The sequence below is a fragment of the Leucobacter edaphi genome (assembly GCF_016522535.1).
In the GTDB taxonomy this organism is placed as follows: Bacteria; Actinomycetota; Actinomycetes; order Actinomycetales; family Microbacteriaceae; genus Leucobacter; species Leucobacter edaphi.
This window is the reverse complement of the sequence record NZ_JAEHOI010000004.1, coordinates 1-17,514: the sequence shown is the minus strand read 5'-3', so window position 1 is coordinate 17,514 and position 17,514 is coordinate 1. Positions and strand designations below refer to the sequence as shown.

General features: G+C 68.8%; 12 protein-coding genes. 7 read left to right on the top strand and 5 right to left on the bottom strand.

Annotated features, from left to right (window positions below):
• Nucleotides 1-6: 6 nt before the first annotated feature.
• Together JD292_RS04860 and lnt are read left to right on the top strand one after the other, a co-directional pair.
• Nucleotides 7-2,253 (top strand): DEAD/DEAH box helicase, encoded by a 2,247-nt coding sequence (locus tag JD292_RS04860; RefSeq protein WP_200131621.1) that lies wholly within the window; start codon nt 7-9, stop codon nt 2,251-2,253.
• Nucleotides 2,250-3,989 (top strand): apolipoprotein N-acyltransferase, encoded by a 1,740-nt coding sequence (gene lnt, locus JD292_RS04855; protein ID WP_369411152.1) that lies wholly within the window; start codon nt 2,250-2,252, stop codon nt 3,987-3,989. Before JD292_RS04860 ends, lnt begins: the two co-directional genes overlap by 4 nt.
• On the opposite strand, the gene JD292_RS04850 is transcribed toward lnt, so the two are convergent.
• The 4 genes from JD292_RS04850 to JD292_RS04835 are packed head-to-tail and all read right to left on the bottom strand — an operon-like array spanning nt 3,986 to nt 8,073.
• Nucleotides 3,986-5,101 (bottom strand): extracellular solute-binding protein, encoded by a 1,116-nt coding sequence (locus JD292_RS04850; protein ID WP_200131620.1) that lies wholly within the window; start codon nt 5,099-5,101, stop codon nt 3,986-3,988. The genes lnt and JD292_RS04850 overlap by 4 nt on opposite strands.
• Nucleotides 5,094-5,951, bottom strand: coding sequence for an ABC transporter permease (locus JD292_RS04845; RefSeq protein WP_200131619.1), 858 nt, complete (start codon nt 5,949-5,951; stop codon nt 5,094-5,096). The genes JD292_RS04850 and JD292_RS04845 overlap by 8 nt, the downstream gene beginning before the upstream one ends.
• Nucleotides 5,948-6,922, bottom strand: coding sequence for an ABC transporter permease (locus JD292_RS04840; RefSeq protein WP_200131618.1), 975 nt, complete (start codon nt 6,920-6,922; stop codon nt 5,948-5,950). The genes JD292_RS04845 and JD292_RS04840 overlap by 4 nt, the downstream gene beginning before the upstream one ends.
• Before the next feature lie 2 nt (nt 6,923-6,924).
• Nucleotides 6,925-8,073 (bottom strand): ABC transporter ATP-binding protein, encoded by a 1,149-nt coding sequence (locus JD292_RS04835; RefSeq protein WP_200131617.1) that lies wholly within the window; start codon nt 8,071-8,073, stop codon nt 6,925-6,927.
• Between the two features lie 162 nt (nt 8,074-8,235).
• On the opposite strand from JD292_RS04835, the gene JD292_RS04830 reads away from it, so the two are divergent.
• Nucleotides 8,236-8,904 (top strand): TetR family transcriptional regulator, encoded by a 669-nt coding sequence (locus JD292_RS04830; RefSeq protein WP_200131616.1) that lies wholly within the window; start codon nt 8,236-8,238, stop codon nt 8,902-8,904.
• 47 nt (nt 8,905-8,951) lie between these two features.
• Here the strand turns inward: JD292_RS04830 and JD292_RS04825 are convergent, their stop codons facing one another.
• Nucleotides 8,952-9,308 carry an RNA polymerase-binding protein RbpA gene (locus JD292_RS04825; RefSeq protein WP_200131615.1) on the bottom strand — a complete coding sequence of 119 codons (357 nt, stop codon included), beginning with the start codon at nt 9,306-9,308 and terminating at the stop codon, nt 8,952-8,954.
• A gap of 158 nt (nt 9,309-9,466) precedes the next feature.
• Between JD292_RS04825 and JD292_RS04820 the strand changes: the two genes are divergently transcribed.
• The 4 genes from JD292_RS04820 (at nt 9,467) to JD292_RS04805 (ending at nt 17,428) form a co-directional block, all read left to right on the top strand.
• Nucleotides 9,467-10,234, top strand: coding sequence for an SDR family oxidoreductase (locus JD292_RS04820; RefSeq protein ID WP_200131614.1), 768 nt, complete (start codon nt 9,467-9,469; stop codon nt 10,232-10,234).
• Nucleotides 10,235-10,617: 383 nt separating this feature from the next.
• Nucleotides 10,618-15,252 (top strand): glutamate synthase large subunit, encoded by a 4,635-nt coding sequence (gene gltB / locus JD292_RS04815; RefSeq protein ID WP_200131613.1) that lies wholly within the window; start codon nt 10,618-10,620, stop codon nt 15,250-15,252.
• A complete protein-coding gene (locus JD292_RS04810) occupies nt 15,245-16,696 on the top strand; it encodes a glutamate synthase subunit beta (protein ID WP_200131612.1) in 1,452 nt (483 codons plus the stop codon). Before gltB ends, JD292_RS04810 begins: the two co-directional genes overlap by 8 nt.
• An 87-nt stretch (nt 16,697-16,783) precedes the next feature.
• Complete coding sequence (locus JD292_RS04805) at nt 16,784-17,428, top strand: NAD(P)-dependent oxidoreductase (protein WP_200131611.1); 645 nt, start codon at nt 16,784-16,786, stop codon at nt 17,426-17,428.
• The last annotated feature ends 86 nt before the right edge of the window (nt 17,429-17,514 follow it).

Below are 17,514 nucleotides of genomic sequence, written 5' to 3'. Positions count from 1 at the left end.
CGCGAGATGACCACCGCGCTCGAAGCGTTCGAGGCGCGCCTCGACTATCCGCTCGATTCCTTCCAGAAAACCGCGTGCGAGCGGCTCGAAGAGGGGCGGAGCGTGCTCGTGGCCGCCCCGACGGGATCGGGGAAGACGACGGTGGCCGAGTTCGCCGTCTACCTCGCGCGCCGCGAGCGCGACGCGAGGATCTTCTACACCGCGCCGATCAAGGCCCTGTCGAACCAGAAGTTCCGCGAGCTGTGCGCCGCATACGGCGAGGACGAGGTCGGTCTGCTCACGGGCGACGTCAACATTCGCGGGGACGCCCCCATCGTCGTCATGACGACCGAGGTGCTGCGGAACATGATCTACGCGGAGTCGAGCGCGCTCGACGATCTCGCGTTCGTCGTCCTCGACGAGGTGCACTACCTTGGCGACCGCTTCCGCGGGGCCGTCTGGGAGGAGATCATCCTGCACCTTCCGGACACGGTCCGTCTCGTGGCGCTCTCGGCCACCGTGTCGAACACGGAGGAGTTCGGCGACTGGATGCACGCGGTCCGCGGCGACACCGACGTGATCATGTCGGAGCACCGCCCGGTTCCCCTGTACCAGCACGTGCTCACGAGCCGCGAGATGATGCCGCTGTACGTGGGGCGCGACGGGGAGCTCGCCGCTGGCGGGCGGCTGAATCCCGAGCTGCGGCGAATCGCGAGCGGCGGGGGATTCGGCCGCGGATCGGATCGGGATCGGCGCCAGCGCTCGCGGGGTCGTGCCCCGCAGCGGCGCACGAAGCGAGTGTCCCGCGCCGACATCGCCCGCGCGCTCGACGAGACCAGACTTCTTCCCGCGATCGTCTTCATTTTCAGCAGGAACGGCTGCGATCAGGCAGTCCGGCAGTGCTTGTACGAGGGTGTCTCCCTCACGAATCGCGAGGAGCGGCAGCAGATCCGGGCGGCCGCCCACGCCGTCATCGCGGGGATGAGCGACGCGGAGCAGCGCGTGCTCGGCGTCCGCGAGTGGATGGCCGGGCTGGAACGCGGCATCGCCGCGCACCACGCCGGCCTGCTGCCGGCGTTCAAAGCGGTGGTGGAGCAGCTGTTCCAGCGGCGCCTCGTGAAGCTCGTCTTCGCGACGGAGACCCTCGCGCTCGGAATTAATATGCCGGCGCGTGCCGTGGTGATCGAGCGGCTCGACAAGTACAACGGCGAGGAGCGGGTGCCCCTGACCTCGGGGGAGTACACCCAGCTCACGGGCCGCGCGGGACGCCGCGGCATCGACGTCGAGGGCCACGCGGTGGTCGTGTGGAACGATGACGTCGACCTCGAGGCCCTCGCCCACCTGGCCGGGGCGCGCTCGTTCCCGGTCCGCTCGAGTTTCCGTCCGACCGCGAACATGGCGGTGAACCTCCTGCAGCGCATGAGCTTCGATCGCGCGCGGGAGACCCTCGAACTCTCGTTCGCCCAGTTCCAGGCTGATCGCGACGTCGTGGACCAGGCCAGGGAGCTCCGCGCCGAGCAGGAGTCGCTTGCGGGGTATGACGCCGCGGCCAGGCGGGCCTCCGGCGCGGACAAGAAGCGCTGGGAGGACCGGGCCAGGAAGCTGCGCAGGCGCGTGGAGCGTGGTCGCCGCCAGATCGCCTCGCGCACGGGGACGATCGCCCGCACCTTCGACCACGTCGTCGAGGTGCTCGTCGACCTCGACTACCTGCGCCGCGACGGCCGCGATCTCGAGGTCACGGAGTGGGGGGAGATCCTGCGCAGGATCTACGGCGAGCGGGATCTGCTCGTGGCGGAGTGCCTCCGCTCCGACGTGTTCGGGGGGCTCGACGCTGAGGGACTCGCGGCGATGTGCTGCGCGCTCAGCTACGAGCCGCGCCGCGACGACGACGGCGATCCGCGCCTGCCGGGCGGCAGGATCTTCGCCGCGGCGTACGACCGCATGCTCGATACCTGGATCCGCCTCGACGACCTCGCCGAGGCGCACCGCCTGCCGCGCGGCGAGATGCCGCACGCGGGGCTCGCGGCGACGATGCACGCGTGGGCGTCGGGGGTGCCGTTCGAGAAGGTCCTCGAGTCGGCGGGGATCGGGGCTGGAGACTTCGTGCGCTGGACGAAGCAGACCATCGACCTGCTGGATCAGATCGCGCAGGCCTGCGAGTCTGGCGCGGGGGCCGGCCTCGACGAGGATCGCCTCGGAGCGCTCGCCAAGCGGGCGCGCGAGGCGAAGCGCTCGGTGCGCCGCGGGATCGTGGAAGACGCGAGCTCTTCGTGATCGCGTTGGTTTCGGGCGGGCCGGGGGGCGGCCCGCTCGCTCGCGTCCGCAACGGCGCGGTGGTGCGGCGGCAGGGCTTTCCGCCTCGCCTGAGCTGGTGGGCGGCGGCGATTCTCGCGGGGATCGGGGGAAAGTGCCTCGACCTCGCGAGCCCTGACCTGTCCTGGTGGCCGCTCGCGTTCCTCGGGGTGTTTCTGATCGTCGCCGCCGTCTGGCAGCAGCGTGCGGCGGTCGCCTCGCTCGCCGGCCTGCTCGCAGGCGCACTGTTCTGGGGCCCGCACATCAACTGGCTCACCCTGTATCTCGGCCCGATTCCCTGGCTCGGCCTGACGTCCGTGATGACGGCCTGGTACGTGCTCTTCGGCGTCGCGGCGGCACTGGCGACGCGGGGACTCGCTCGCATCGGCGGCCTTCGCGCCCGCCCGGTGCTCCTGATCGCGGCGCAGGCACTCACGGTTGCTGGGCTGTGGATCGCGCGCGAGGAGGCGCAGGGTTCCTGGCCGTACGGCGGGTTCGCCTGGGGGCGGATCGTGCACACGCAGGCCGATGGACCGCTCCTGCAGGCGGTGTCCTGGCTGGGGTTCGCCGGGCTCGGCGGGCTCATCGTGCTGGCGTGCGCGATCCCGGTCGCGGCGATCGCCGCGACGGCGGTTCCCGATCCGTTCGCCTCGGCGCCTGATCAGCCACGCGATCGCTCGCGGATTCGGCGGTTGCTCCCGGCGCTCGGCGTCGGCGCAGCGATGCTCGCCCTGCTCGCGATCGTCCCGGCGGCCGGGCTTCCGCAGACCGGATCGATCACGGTCGCGGCGGTGCAGGGCAACTCGAAGTCCGGCATCTTCGACGACCGCGAGAACGGCTCCGTGCTCAAGGACCACCTCGACGCGACGAGCCAGCTGCTGGACCGGCTCGAAGCCTCCGGAGAGTCCGTCGACGTCATCGTGTGGCCGGAGAACAGCGCGGAGTTCGATCTGCGCGACAACGTGATGGGCGGCCTGCGCGTCGAGGATCTCGCGCGCCGGGCAGACGCCCCGATCGTCGTCGGATCAGTGCTGCGTGATCCCGATGGCACCTACACGAACAGCGCGCTCGTCTGGACGGGCGAGGGCGAGGCGCCGGTGCGCTACGACAAGCGCTTCCCGGTTCCCTTCGCGGAGTACATGCCGAACCGGCCGTTCTTCCACGCGATCGTCCCCGATCTCGTGGACCTCGTGCAGCTCGAGTACCGTCACGGCACGCGGCCGCCGGTGTTCGATGTTCCCGCAGCGAACGGCGCGATCCGTGCGGGTCTCGCGATCTGCTTCGACATCATCTTCGACGATCAGGCCGTGCGCACCGTGGAGGACGGAGCCCAGGTGATCTTCGCGCAGACGAACAACGCGGATTTCGGGCGTACCGACGAAAACGTGCAGCAGCTGGCGATCGCGCGGCTGCGCGGCGTCGAGACGGGCCGCGCGCTCGTGAACATCAGCACGGTCGGAACGAGCGCGATCGTCGCGCCCGACGGGCACGACATCGATCGCATCGAGCCCTTCGCCGCGGGCTCCGTCGTGGGGACGGTGCCGCTCGTCGAGGGCGCCACGCCGGCGCTCGCACTGGGCGCCTGGTTCGCAGGTGCCTGGCTCGCGATCGGTGCGATCGGCCTGTTCGCTGGCGTTGCCGGCTCGGCGCTGGCGAGACGCCGCGGGGGCGCCCCGGCCGAAGCCGGAACGCCCCCGCGGGTCGAGGAGATCGACTAGCCCTTGAAGGACTCGAAGATCTTCGTGTAGTTGGTGAGTTCCTCGTTGTTGCAGGGCTGCACGGGCTTCGCGAGATCGTAGCCCTCGGGGATCACGATCGCCGGGCTCTTCTTGAGGTCGTCGTTCATGAGCTCGTTGGTGCCCTTGACGCCGGAGCCGTAGGCCTGGAAGTTCACGGCGACGGCCATATTCTCCGGCTCGAGCATCCAGTTGAGGAAGGTCTTCGCCTGGTCGACGTTCTTCGCGCCCTTCGGGATCGTGAAGTTGTCCTGCCAGAGCGCGATGCCCTCCTTCGGGTAGACGTACTTCAGCGAGGGACGATCCTTGGCCGCACGGAAGGCTGCGCCGTTCCAGATCATCGCCATGGTCTGCTCGCCGTTCGCGAGTCGCTCGAGGATGCCGTCGCTGTTGATCGTGCCGACCTTGCCCTTGAACTGGGTGAGCAGGTCCTGGGCGCCCTGGAGCTGCTTGCCATCGGTCGTGCAGAAGTCGCCGCCCGTTGCGCGCAGCGCCGCGTTCACGACCTCGACCTGGTCGTTCATGGTGCCGACCTTGCCAGCGGAGGCGGGCGGGTTGAAGTAGTCGTTCCAGGAGGTGAGGTCCTCCTTGATGACATTGGTGTCGTACGCGAACGAGGTGGTTCCGTAGAGGTAGGGCGTCGAGAACTTGCGGTCCTTGTCGAAGTAGACGTCCATGAACTCGGGCTCGATGTTCTTGCCGTTCGGCAGGCTCTGCGAGTCGAACTCCATGAGCAGGCCGTCCTTCGCGAGGATCTGCACCATGTAGTCGCTCGGGACGACGACGTCGTAGCCGGCCCCGTCGGAGGCGCGGAGCTTCGCTTCGAGGCTCTCGTTGCTGTCGTAGTAGTCGACGTTGAGCGTGATGCCGGTGTCCTTCTTGAACTTCTTGACGAGTTCGTCCGGGTAGTAGTCGCTCCAGGTGTACAGGTTCACCTCGCCGCTCGTCGCCTCGACGAACTTCGTGTCGGCCTTCTTGGTCTCGCCTCCTCCGGCGTCGGAAACGCCGCCTCCGCAGGAGGTCAGGGTGAGCGCCCCGACCGCGGTGAGTGCGAGGGCCGCGGCGATGCGGCCCCTCGTGAATCGACTAGTCATTCTGCTTGCTCCTTCGTTGTGACTGCAGGAATGTGATGGTGGTGACGACTATGGCGAGGACGAGCAGCATCGTCGCGACGACGTTGACCGCGGGGCTCGCACCGCGTCGGATCAGGCTAAAGAGGAATACGGGCAGCGGGGTCGATCCCGCGGACGACAGGAAGTTGGAAATGATGAAGTCGTCGAGCGAGATCACGAACGCGAGGATCGCGCCGGAGATGATGCCGGGGGTGAGCAGGGGGAGGGTCACCCGGCGGAACATCTGCCAGTTGCTCGCCCCGAGGTCGGTCGCCGCCTCGAAGTAGGTGGTTCCGAGGCCCTTGAGGCGCGCCCTGATCGGCATCAGCGCGAACGGGATGCAGAAGGACGTGTGAGCGAGGATCAGCGCGAGCATGCCGGGCTGCAGCCCGATGAGCCGGATGAAGCCGAGCGTCGCGACCGCGAGGACGATCTCGGGGATGACGAGCGGAGCCGAGAGGATGGCGGTCGCGATCGCGCTGCCGCGCGCCCTCAGCCGTTCGACGGAGAGGGCGAACAGGATCGAGAACACCGTCGATGCCGCCGTCGCGACGATCGCGATCTGGAGCGACACCATCACCGCGCTGACGAGGTTCTGATTCTGGGCGACCTCGGCGAACCAGCGGACGCTGAATCCCTTCCACACGAGCGCCGAGTCGCCGTCGTTGAACGCGTAGATCGTGGTGATCACGATCGGGATGTACAGGAACACGAGCGCGATGATCGAGATCGGGGCGACCCCGGGGAAGTCGCGCAGGCGGAGGGCTCTGCTCGGGCGACGGCTCTTCGCCCGGTTGCCCGATGGTGCGTGGGTGCGGATGACGTCGGTCATAGTGCGATCTCCACCTTTCGGCCGGACTTGCGCGAGTACAGCGCGATCGCCATGAGCGCGATCATGAGCATGATCAGGATGATCACCGAGAGTGCAGCGCCGAACGGCCAGTTGCGGGCGTCGCCGAACTGCGAGGCGATGAGGTTACCGATGAGGAGCACCTTGCCGCCGCCCAGCAGCACGGGCTGCACGTAGGAGCCGAACGCCGGCATGAACACGAGCAGCACGCCCGAGATGATGCCGGGGGTCGCGATCGGCAGGATCACGCGCCGGAGCACGGTCATCTTCTTCGCCCCGAGGTCGTAGGCCGCCTCCGCCAAGCGGAAATCGAATCCGGCGAGGGCCGAGTAGATCGGCAGCACCATGAAGGGGAGGAAGGTGTAGATCAGGCCGAGCTGCGAGGCGAACGGCGTGTACAGCATCTCGAGCTTCCCGAAACCGAGGGCCTTCGAGGCGTTGTTGATGATGCCGTTGTCGTTCAGGATGAGCATCCACGCGTAGGTGCGGACGAGGAGGTTCGTCCAGAACGGGATCGTCACGATGAGCACGAGGAAGTTCTGCAGCTTCTCGGTGCGCGTGGCCATCCACAGCGCGAGCGGGAAGGACAGGACCAGGCAGACGATCGTCGTGACCAGCGCCTGCCAGAGCGAATCGCCGAACACCGTGAGGTAGCGGGGATCGAAGGTGGTGTTCCCGACGAAGTCGGTCTGGAACAGGAAGCTCACGTAGGGGTCGAGCGTGAAGTCGTAGATCACGCCGCCGCCCTGCGCCGGACGCGACATGAACGAGAACATCACGATGATGATCAGCGGGCCAACCGTGAAGAGGAGGCCGATGATCAGTGCGGGAACGCTGAACAGCCAGCCGAGCTGGCCGGGGCGCCTGGCCGAGCCTCGGCGCGCGCCTCTCGGCGCGGGAGCCGGATCCGGGATCGCGGGGCCCCGTTCACGGGGAGGAGCTGCGGCGGTCATGCTCACGCCACCTCCGGAACGAGCGGACGAAGCGCGACGGTCTCGGCGTGCAGGCCGACCTCGGCCTCGGGGCGCAGGCCGTCGTGGAAGGGCGGAGGGACGCGAACCGCGAGTTCCGTGCCGTCGGGGAGTTCAACGGTGCAGCGGAGGTCGGTGCCCATGTAGACGAGCTTCGTGATCTTCCCGGTGGCGAACCGCGGCCCGCCCCCGGTGAGGCTGATCCGCTCGGGCCGCACCGTGAACGTCACGGTTCCGTCGGGCGTCGGCACGGACTTCGGCAGCACGACGGGTTCGCCGCCGGGCAGCCGGACCTCGATCGAGCCCCGCGCATCGTCGAGGCGGTGGGCCTCGGTCGTCACGAAGTTGGTCTCGCCGATGAAGTCCGCGACGAAGCGGCTGACGGGCTTCTCGTAGATCTCCTCGGGTGTTCCGATCTGCTCCGGGCGGCCGTTATTGAACACGGCGATGCGGTCGCCCATGCTCAGCGCCTCCTCCTGGTCGTGCGTCACGAACACGAAGGTGATGCCGGTGGTGCGTTGGAGGCGCTTCAGCTCCGACTGCATCCCGCGGCGGAGCTTGAGGTCGAGCGCCGCGAGCGGTTCGTCGAGCAGCAGGACCTCAGGCTGCTTCGCGAGCGCCCTGGCGAGTGCGACGCGCTGCTGCTGGCCGCCGGACAGCTGCCCGGGCTTGCGGCTCGCCATCTGGGACAGCTGCACGAGGTCGAGCATCTCCTGGACGCGAGCCTTCGTCTCGGCCTTCGACTTCCGCTCCATTTCGAGGCCGAAGGCGATGTTCTCCGCGACCGTGAGGTGAGGGAAGAGCGCGTAGGACTGGAACACGGTGTTGACGGGGCGCGCGTGCGGCGCGAGGTCGTCGATCCGCCGTGAGCCGAGCAGGATCGAGCCCTCGTCGAGGGTTTCGAGGCCGGCGATGCTGCGGAGCAGGGTCGTCTTTCCGCAGCCCGAGGGGCCCAGCATGACGAAGAATTCGCCCTGCTTGATCGTGAAGGAAACATCGTCGATCGCGTTGACGACCGCCTTCTCCGGCGTGATGAACGACTTCCTGGCGCCGGAAATGGTGAGTTCGCGTGACGGTGAATCTTCGGGGTCGACGTGATCGAAACCGCTGATCGTGGTGATTGGTGTGGTCATGGGTGCGTGCTCTCCACCTCCGCCCGCTCCTTCGCGGGCTCTTGTGTTGCCTAAAACTAATGGTGTTAGATTTCCATCGCAAGGCCCGTGACCGGGGATTTCGCCCCCGTGATCAATTCGAGACCTTTCGATGGTTGAGTCGGTGGTGAGGAGGTGGTGCGCGTGAGCGAGACCGTGATCCCTGCGTCGCCGCGAAGATCGGGGCGGCCGAGAACCCCGCGGATCGACGAGGAGAGGATCGCCAGTGCGGCCCTCGAACTCATCGACGAGCGCGGGTGGCAGGGCTGCACCATGGCGGCGCTCGCGGCCAGGCTCGGCGTTCGTGCGCCGTCGCTCTACCACCACATCTCCGGGCAGGAGCAGATCGTCGACCTCGTGCGCCCCCTCGTGATCGCGCACATCATCGACCCGTCCGAGTCCGGACTCGAGTGGCGCGAAGCGTTCTTCGCGTTCGGGGTGTCGTACTATCGCGCGTTCGCGCACCACCCCAACACGATCCAGGTGCTCAGCACCACCCCGGTCCACGACGCCGCGACGCTGCGGATGTACGAGGGATTCCTCAGGATGATGCACGGGGCCGGGTGGGACCTCGAGCGCGCATACGAGGCCATGATCGGCCTCGAACATCTGGCGCTCGGCTTCGCCTACGAGTGGAACGCGGAGGAGCTCATGCTCGACTCCGCGCTCGCGGCGGAACACGGCGCGCCCCTGCTCGCGGAGATCACGCGCGACCGCACCGAGCAGCCCGTGATCGCGGAGGAGACGTTCCTCAGCCTGCTTCGCCGCTACATCGACATGTTCGCGATGCAGCTCGATCGGAACGAGCGCTGAGCGGGGAACTCACCGGCTGAGCGGGCGTGGGGGCTCTGCCGTCGACGCTACTTGGCGCCGCGCCGAGCGCGCAGCAGCTGCAGCCGCTCCTCGAGGAGCTCCTCGAGCTCCTCGCGAGTGCGACGCTCGATCAGCATGTCCCACGGAGTGCGCGCCGAGGACTCCTTCTCCTCGAACTCGGCACGGGCGGCGCGCCCGGCCTCGTCATCGAGGAAGCCCATCTCGCCGCTCTTCTGATCGACCCACTCGGCGGGCGGATCCGCGTCGAAGTCGAACAGCACGGAGAACCGATTGCCTCGATCGGTGAGATACTCGACGGTTCTGCGGGGCGACAGCTCGACGCCCTCCTCGCCCTGCAGGCTCGTCGCGCCAATGCGCGTGCCACGAAGCGTTCGATCAGCCATGTCGGACCTCCTGCCCGGGGCCCACGGTTCAGTTGCGCCCCTGCCGTTACCCGCACTCTATCCTCATCACCCGTGTGAACGGCACCCCCTTCCACGGTATTCGGAGGCCCTCCACTACGCTTGAGTGCAGAGTTCCACACGATCATCGAGGAGAAAACGTGTCTCAGATTCTCGCCCCCGGCAGCCTCTCGGGCCGCCGCGCACTCGTCACGGGGTCGTCCCGTGGCATCGGCGCCGACACCATCCGCTACTTCGCAGAGGCCGGTGCGGATGTCGTCGTGAACTTCCGCAACAAGGCGCCGCGCGCGGAGAAGCTCGCCGGTGAGCTGCGTGGGCTGGGGGTGCGCGCTCTGGTGCAGGGCGCCGACCTCACCGACCCCGCATCGCTCGCCACCATGATGGACGCGATCCGCGAGGAGTTCGGCGGTCTCGACATCCTCGTCCTCAACGCCTCCGGGGGCATGGAGGCCGGCATGGAGGAGGACTACGCGCTGAAGCTGAACCGCGATGCGCAGCTCGCGGTGCTCGATGCGGCGCTGCCGGTCCTTGGTGAGGGTGCGCGCGTGGTGTTCGTGACGAGCCACCAGGCCCACTTCATTCGCACGACGCCGACGATGCCCGAGTACGAGGGCGTCGCGCTCTCCAAGCGCGCTGGCGAGGACGCGCTCCGGGAGCGCATCCCCGAGCTCGAGGAGCGTGGCATCGGGTTCACGGTCGTCTCGGGAGACATGATCGAGGGAACCGTGACGGCCACTCTGCTCAACCGCCTGAACCCGGGCGCCATCGAGGAGCGCCGCGAACAGGCCGGCAAGCTCTACAACGTCTCGGAATTCGCGGCGGAGGTGGCCCGCGCGGCCGTCGAGCCGGTGCCGGCGGACCACACGCGCCTCGTCGGGGACACGACGAGTTTCGGGTCCGAAGGCTAGGCCGGAGGCGCACTGCCCCGCGTTCGCGCGGCGAGGCCGGTGTTCGATATGTGAAACCCTTGTTCACGGGATTTCGGGTATCGAACGCCGGCCTTTTTGGTGCCGCCGCCCCGTGAAGTTCTCCCGTTCTTTTTTGGGCCGCCATCGCTGTCGATGATGCGGAGCGCCTCCCGTTCATGCCGAATATTGTGCGCGAATCCCCGCGAATTACCCGAAAAGCGTGCAGAAGGTGCGAGCAGTGTGTGATTAGTCCGAAGAAACTGCCGATAGGGTGATGCCCAGTCACCGCATCCTCACACCCTGACGACGTCGTCCTGAGGGCCCGACCGGGCAGCGGAATCACCTGGGCCGCCGACGTCCCACCGAACGAGAGGGCGTCGACGATGCGCGTATCACCGACCACGATCACCACGGCGGCCGGCCCGCCGGGCAGGAGCGGACTGTACGATCCCGCCGATGAGCGGGACGCGTGCGGCCTCGCCGCCGTGATCGACCTCACCGGGGTCTCGAGCCACGCGATCGTGAGCAGCGCGCTCGAGGCCCTCGAGCACCTCGAACATCGCGGCGCGGTCGGATCGGACGCCGGCACCGGCGACGGCGCGGGCATTCTCTGCGACATCCCCGACGCCTTCCTCCGTGCCGAGCTCGCGCGCGTCTCGCCGGGCGTCCGACTCCCGGAGGCCGGGGGATACGCCACCGGCCTCGTCTTCCTGCCGCGCAACTCGACGGAGCGGGCGGCGGCACGGTACCGCATCGCCGCGATCGCGGCGGAGGAGGGGCTCTCGGTGCTCGCCTGGCGCACCGTCGCCGTGTCGCCCGAGGTGCTGGGCCGTGCTGCGCGCGATGCGAGCCCGGAGATCGAGCAGCTCGTGCTCGCGCCGTTCTCGCGCGGGAAGGTCGGCGACGGCGCACTGGAGCGCACCGCATTCCGCACCCGCAAGCGGATCCAGCACGAGGCGGGCTGCTATCTTCCCTCGCTGTCCTCGCGCACGATCACCTACAAGGGCATGGTCACGACCCTGCAGCTCGCCGAGTTCTACGCCGATCTGCGCGATCCTCGCTTCGGATCGCGCTTCGCGATCGTCCACTCGCGGTACTCGACGAACACCTTCCCCTCCTGGCATCTCGCCCAGCCGCTGCGGCTCGTCGCGCACAACGGTGAGATCAACACCGTCCGCGGCAACCGCAACTGGATGCGCGCCCGCGAGCGGCAACTCGCCTCGGACCTCCTCGGCGATGTTCGGCCGCTGCTGCCGATCTGCGCTCCGGACGGCAGCGACTCTGCGAGCTTCGACGAGGTCCTCGAACTCCTGGTGATGGCGGGTCGCAGCCTGCCCCACGCGCTCGCGATGATGGTTCCGGAAGCCTGGGAATCGGAAACGGGGCTCGATCCGCGGCTCGTCGACTTTCTCGAGTACCACTCGCTCGTGATGGAGCCGTGGGACGGGCCAGCGGCAATGATCGCGACCGACGGGCAGGAACTCGTCGCGCTCCTCGACCGCAACGGGCTGCGGCCCGGACGCTACCTCGTCACGCGGGACGGGCTCCTCGTGATCGGCAGCGAGACGGGAATCCTCGACATCGCACCGGAGCGAGTGGTCCGTCGCGGCCGGCTGCTGCCCGGCAGGATGATCGCGGTCGACCTCGCAACGGGACGGATGCGAGAGGACTCGGAGATCAAGGCGGAGCTTGCCGCGAGCGCGCCGTGGGGCGAATGGCTCGATGCGGGCCGGATCAGGCTTTCTGAACAGCCCGAGCGGGAACACCTCGTGCACCCGCCCGCCTCGATCACGCGGCGCCAGCGCACCTTCGGTTTCACGGAGGAGGATCTCCGTCTACTCATCACGCCGATGGCGCGAGACGGGATCGAGCCGCTCGCGGCGATGGGCACCGACACCCCGATCGCGGTGCTCGCGGATCGACCAAGGATGCTGTTCGACTACTTCGTGCAGCAGTTCGCGCAGGTGACGAACCCGCCGCTCGATGCGCTGAGGGAGGAGCTCGTCACGAGCCTTCGCGCCGGAATGGGGCCGCAGGAGAATCTGCTCACCCAGTCCGCAGCCCACGCGCGCCAGGTGATCCTCGACTTCCCGGTGATCGACAACGGGGCGCTCGCGCGCATCCAGCACTTCGGGGACGATCCGGAAAAGGAGCGCGCCGTCACCATCCGGGGCCTCTACCCGGTCGACTTCGGGGCGAAGGGCCTCTCCGACCGGCTCGAGGAGATGTGCCGAGAGGCGGCGGACGCCGTTGCCGCCGGAGCGGAATTCCTGATCCTCTCGGACCGCGACAGCAACAAGGACCTCGCTCCGATTCCGAGCCTGCTCGCCGTCTCCGCGGTGCACCACCACCTCATCCGGCAGGGCACCCGCCTGCGCGTCGCGCTGATCGCCGAGGCCGGAGACGTTCGCGAGGTGCACCACGTGGCCTGCCTCATCGGATACGGGGCCGCGGCGGTGAACCCGTATCTCGCGATGGAGACGGTGAGCCTGCTCGTGCGCGAGGGAGTGATCGCGGACACGAGCGAGGACGCTGCGACCGCGCGACTCATCGGTGCGCTCGGCAAGGGGATGCTCAAGGTCATGAGCAAGATGGGGATCTCGACGGTGGCGTCGTACTGCGGCGCGCAGACCTTCGAGGCGATCGGCCTGTCCGCGGCCGTGATCGAGCGGTACTTCACCGGCACGAGCTCCAAGCTCGGAGGTGTCGGGCTCGATGTGATCGCCGCGGAGGTGGCCGCCCGTCATCGCGCCGCGTACCCGGACGATACGGCTCCGCTCGCGCACCAGCGACTCGAGACCGGCGGCGAGTACCGCTGGCGGCGCGGCGAAGCCCCCCACCTCTTCGATCCGGAGACCATTTACAAGCTGCAGCACGCCACCCGCGCGGGCAAGCGCGAGATCTTCTCGGAATACTCCAGGAGGGTCAATGAGCAGCAGGAACGCCTGATGACACTCCGCGGCCTGTTCCGCTTCTCACCCCAGCGGCCACCCGTGCCGCTCGGCGAGGTCGAACCGGTCAGCGAGATCGTGCGGCGCTTCACCACGGGGGCCATGAGCTACGGCTCGATCTCGCCCGAGGCGCACGAGACGCTCGCCATCGCGATGAACATCCTCGGCGGCAAATCGAACACGGGCGAGGGAGGCGAGGCCGAGGAGCGCCTCCTCGATCCGCGCCGCCGCAGCGCGATCAAGCAGGTCGCCTCGGGCCGGTTCGGGGTCACGAGCATGTATCTCACCCACGCCGACGAGATCCAGATCAAGCTCGCCCAGGGCGCCAAGCCGGGCGAGGGCGGGCAGCTTCCCCCCGGAAAGATGTACCCCTGGATCGCGCGCACGCGGCACGCAACGCCCGGCGTCGGACTCATCTCGCCTCCGCCGCACCACGACATCTACTCGATCGAGGATCTGAAGCAGCTCATCTTCGACCTCAAGCGCGCCAATCCCTCGGCGCGCATCAGCACGAAGCTCGTCGCACAGAGCGGGATCGGCCCCGTCGCTGCTGGGGTGGCGAAGGCGCTGTCCGACGTGATCCTCATCTCGGGACACGACGGTGGAACGGGCGCGAGCCCCATGAACTCGCTGAAGCACGCCGGCTCGCCGTGGGAACTCGGTCTCGCGGAGGCGCAGCAGACGCTCCGGCTCAACCGGCTGCGGGGCCGCGTCGTGCTGCAGGCGGACGGACAGCTGAAGACCGGGCGCGACGTCGTGATCGCGACGCTGCTCGGAGCGGAGGAGTTCGGCTTCGCCACCGCCCCGCTCGTCGTCTCTGGCTGCATCATGATGCGGGTCTGTCATCTCGACACCTGCCCCGTCGGCGTCGCCACGCAGAACCCGGAGCTGCGCGGGCGCTTCACCGGCCAGGCGCGCCACATCGTCAACTTCTTCCGCTTCGTCGCGGAAGAGGTGCGGGAGCTGCTCGCCGAACTCGGATACCGATCCATCGATGAGGCGGTCGGCGACACGGCGGCGCTCGACGTCGACGAGGCGATCAGGCACTGGAAGGCCTCCGGTCTCGACCTCACGCCCATCCTCCGCGGACCGGAATTCGGTGCGGACGTCGCGAGGAAGAACGTCGAGCGCCAGGAGCACGAGCTGGCGGCGCACTTCGACTCCGGGCTCCTGCCGCTCGTCGGCGAGGCGATCGAGCAGTCGACCCCGGTCGCGATCGAACTCCCGATCCGCAACACCGATCGTGCCGTCGGCACGATGCTCGGTCACGAGATCACCCGCCGCGTCGGGTCGGAGGGGCTCGCTCCGGGGACGATCGGGATCACCGTCACCGGTTCCGCAGGCCAGTCCCTGGGAGCGTTCCTGCCGCGGGGGATCGAGCTGCGCCTCATCGGTGATGCGAACGACTACGTGGGCAAGGGGCTGTCCGGGGGTTCAATCACGATCCGGCCGCACCCGGAGGCGGGGCACAGCGCGAGCGGAAACGTCATCGCCGGAAACGTGATCGGATACGGAGCGACCTCGGGCGAGCTGCGGATCGCCGGAGTGGTGGGTGAGCGGTTCCTCGTCCGCGGATCGGGGGCCACCGCCGTGGTGGAGGGCGTCGGCGATCACGCGCTGGAGTACTTCACCGGCGGCTTCGCGCTCATTCTCGGGCAGACGGGACGCAACATCGGGGCGGGAATGTCCGGGGGAGAGGCGGTGATCCTCGACCTCGATCCCGCGAACGTCAACGCCGCCGAACTGGCCTCGGGGGCTCTTCTCCTCGAGCCCGTGGGCGGCGAGGGGCTCGAGCCCGGCGACTCCGGCACGCAGGGGTTCTCGGAGCTGCGCGAGCGCATTGTGCTCCTCCTGCGGGATCACGCGGAGCGCACCGGCTCGGAGATCGCCTCGGCCCTGCTGGAGCAGCTCGATCGCAAGCCCGAGCGGGTGTTCAGTCGATTCACGCGACTGATTCCCCGCGGATTCGCCAGGGTGCTCGACATCCGGATCCGCGCCGACGAGCGCGGACTGGACCCCGATGGCGAACAGGTGTGGAACGAGATTCTGGAGGCGACCAATGGCTGATCCGCGCGGATTCCTCAAGACCAGGGAGCGCGAGCTCGCCCCGAAGCGGCCCGTTGCCCTCCGGCTGATGGACTGGAGCGAGGTTGTCGACCCCGCGAACCCCGAAATGGTGGCCAAACAGGCCTCTCGCTGCATGGACTGCGGCGTGGCGTTCTGCCACGGCGGCTGCCCGCTTGGCAACCTCATCCCTGAGTGGAACGACCTGGTCCATCGCGGTCGCGGTCGGGAAGCGGTCGATCGCCTGCACGCGACGAACAATTTCCCCGAGTTCACCGGGCGGGCGTGTCCTGCCCCTTGCGAGTCGGCGTGCGTGCTCGGGATCAACCAGCCGGCCGTCACGATCAAGCAGATCGAGAACAGCATCATCGACCAGGCCTTCGCCGAGGGCTGGGTGACGCCGCTGCCGCCAGGAAGACTCACGGGCAAGACCGTCGCGGTGGTCGGCTCGGGTCCCGCAGGGCTCGCCGCGGCCCAGCAGCTCACCCGCGCGGGCCACACCGTCGCGGTCTACGAGCGGGACGAGGTGCCAGGAGGTCTGCTGAGCATCGGAATCCCCGATTTCAAGCTCGAAAAGGAGCTGGTCAGCCGTCGGATCGAGCAGATGCGGGCCGAGGGAACGCGCTTCCGCTGCGGGATCGAGATCGGTCGCGACATGAGCTGGCGGGAACTGCGGCGCCGCTTCGACGCCGTCATCATCGCCACGGGCGCGACCGTTCCGCGCGAACTCGCGCTCCCCGGGAGGGAGCTCGGCGGGATCCACCCGGCGATGCACTATCTCGCGGCGGCGAATCGCGCGAGGAACGGCGTCGCGGGCGAGAACCGCTTCGACGCGGCGGGGAAGGACGTGGTCGTTATCGGCGGGGGAGACACCGGGGCCGATTGCGTCGGGACCGCGCACCGGCAGGGGGCGCGCAGCGTCACGAGCCTGGCCATCGGCGAGCGGCCACCCGAGTCGCGCACCCCTGACCAGGCCTGGCCGATCCACCCGAAGCTGTTCGAGATCAGCAGTTCGCACGAGGAGGGCGGGGAACGCCGATACCGGGCCTCGACGATCGAGTTCGTCGACGACGGCGCAGGCGCCGTGAGCGCGCTCCGGATCGCGCAGACCGGCTTCACGGAGCGCGGGCGCGCGCCGATTCCCGGAACCGAGCACACGATCGACGCCGACCTCGTCCTCATCGCCATGGGGTTCACGGGGCCAGAGGAGATCTCCGATCCCTCCCTCGACCTCCGGCGGGACCCAAGCGGCGGGTTCCTGCGCGATCGGGACTACGCGACGGACGCTGCCGGGGTGTTTGTCGCCGGAGACGCGGGCAGGGGGCAATCCCTGATCGTGTGGGCGATCGCGGAGGGCCGCGCGGTTGCGGCCGCGGTGGACAGGCACCTCATGGGGGAGACGGTCCTCCCGAGCCCCGTCGCGCCGAGCGACCGTGCATACGCGTAGACGGAATATGCGTGGCCCCGCCCTCGTTGCACCGGGCAGAGGCCCGCGCCCCGGCGGGGCCGGTAACTCCCAACGAAAGGCAGGGCAATGACGGTACTGACAGTGATCGGCGGCAGCGGGTACGCTGGCGGGCACATCGTGGAAGCGGCGGCCGTTCGCGGGCTCCAGGTCCGCAGCATGAGCCGCGGTGAGGCAGCCGAGCAGATCGCGGGGGTCACCTACGAAACGGGCTCGATCCTGGACGAGGCCGATCGCGCACGCGCGCTCGAGGGCTCGGACGTGGTCGTCGTCGCCATTTCGCCGCGCGGCTCGATGGCTGGGAAGGCCCGCGGTGCGGTCGCGGCGATCGCTCGCGAGGCGGCGGATCGCGGCGTTCGGCTCGGGGTCATCGGCGGCGCCGGGTCCCTGCTCGACCGCGAGGGCGGCTCGCGGCTGTTCGAGTCGCCCGACTTCAACGCCGACTATCTCGACGAGGCGAAGGAGATGAGCGCGGTCCTCGACGACCTGCGCGCCATGTCCGATGCCCCGGACTGGTTCCTCGTGAGCCCGGCGGGCGACTTCGGGCCCTGGGTTGCCGGCGAGTACACGGGAACCTACCGCGTGGGCGGCGATGTCCTGCTCACGGACGAGAACGGCCGCTCGGCGATCTCCGGCGCCGACTTCGGCGTCGCCGTCGTCGACGAGATCGAGAACCCGAGTCATCACCGCGCACGGTTCACCGTCGCCTACTGAGCCGTCCCCGCTTCCGGCCGGGGGGGGGGGGGGGGGCCCCCCCCGGGGGGGGCGGGGGGCCCCGCGGCGCCGGGCCCCCCGGGGGG

Bases quoted from the DNA above. Each gene is read 5' to 3' on its own strand.
- JD292_RS04810 (WP_200131612.1), top strand. From the start codon at position 15,245: ATGGCTGATCCGCGCGGATTCCTCAAGACCAGGGAGCGCGAGCTCGCC.
- JD292_RS04860 (WP_200131621.1), top strand. From the start codon at position 7: ATGACCACCGCGCTCGAAGCGTTCGAGGCGCGCCTCGACTATCCGCTC.
- JD292_RS04840 (WP_200131618.1), bottom strand. From the start codon at position 6,922: ATGACCGCCGCAGCTCCTCCCCGTGAACGGGGCCCCGCGATCCCGGAT.
- JD292_RS04835 (WP_200131617.1), bottom strand. From the start codon at position 8,073: ATGACCACACCAATCACCACGATCAGCGGTTTCGATCACGTCGACCCC.
- gltB (WP_200131613.1), top strand. From the start codon at position 10,618: ATGCGCGTATCACCGACCACGATCACCACGGCGGCCGGCCCGCCGGGC.
- JD292_RS04850 (WP_200131620.1), bottom strand. From the start codon at position 5,101: ATGACTAGTCGATTCACGAGGGGCCGCATCGCCGCGGCCCTCGCACTC.
- JD292_RS04845 (WP_200131619.1), bottom strand. From the start codon at position 5,951: ATGACCGACGTCATCCGCACCCACGCACCATCGGGCAACCGGGCGAAG.
- JD292_RS04825 (WP_200131615.1), bottom strand. From the start codon at position 9,308: ATGGCTGATCGAACGCTTCGTGGCACGCGCATTGGCGCGACGAGCCTG.
- JD292_RS04805 (WP_200131611.1), top strand. From the start codon at position 16,784: ATGACGGTACTGACAGTGATCGGCGGCAGCGGGTACGCTGGCGGGCAC.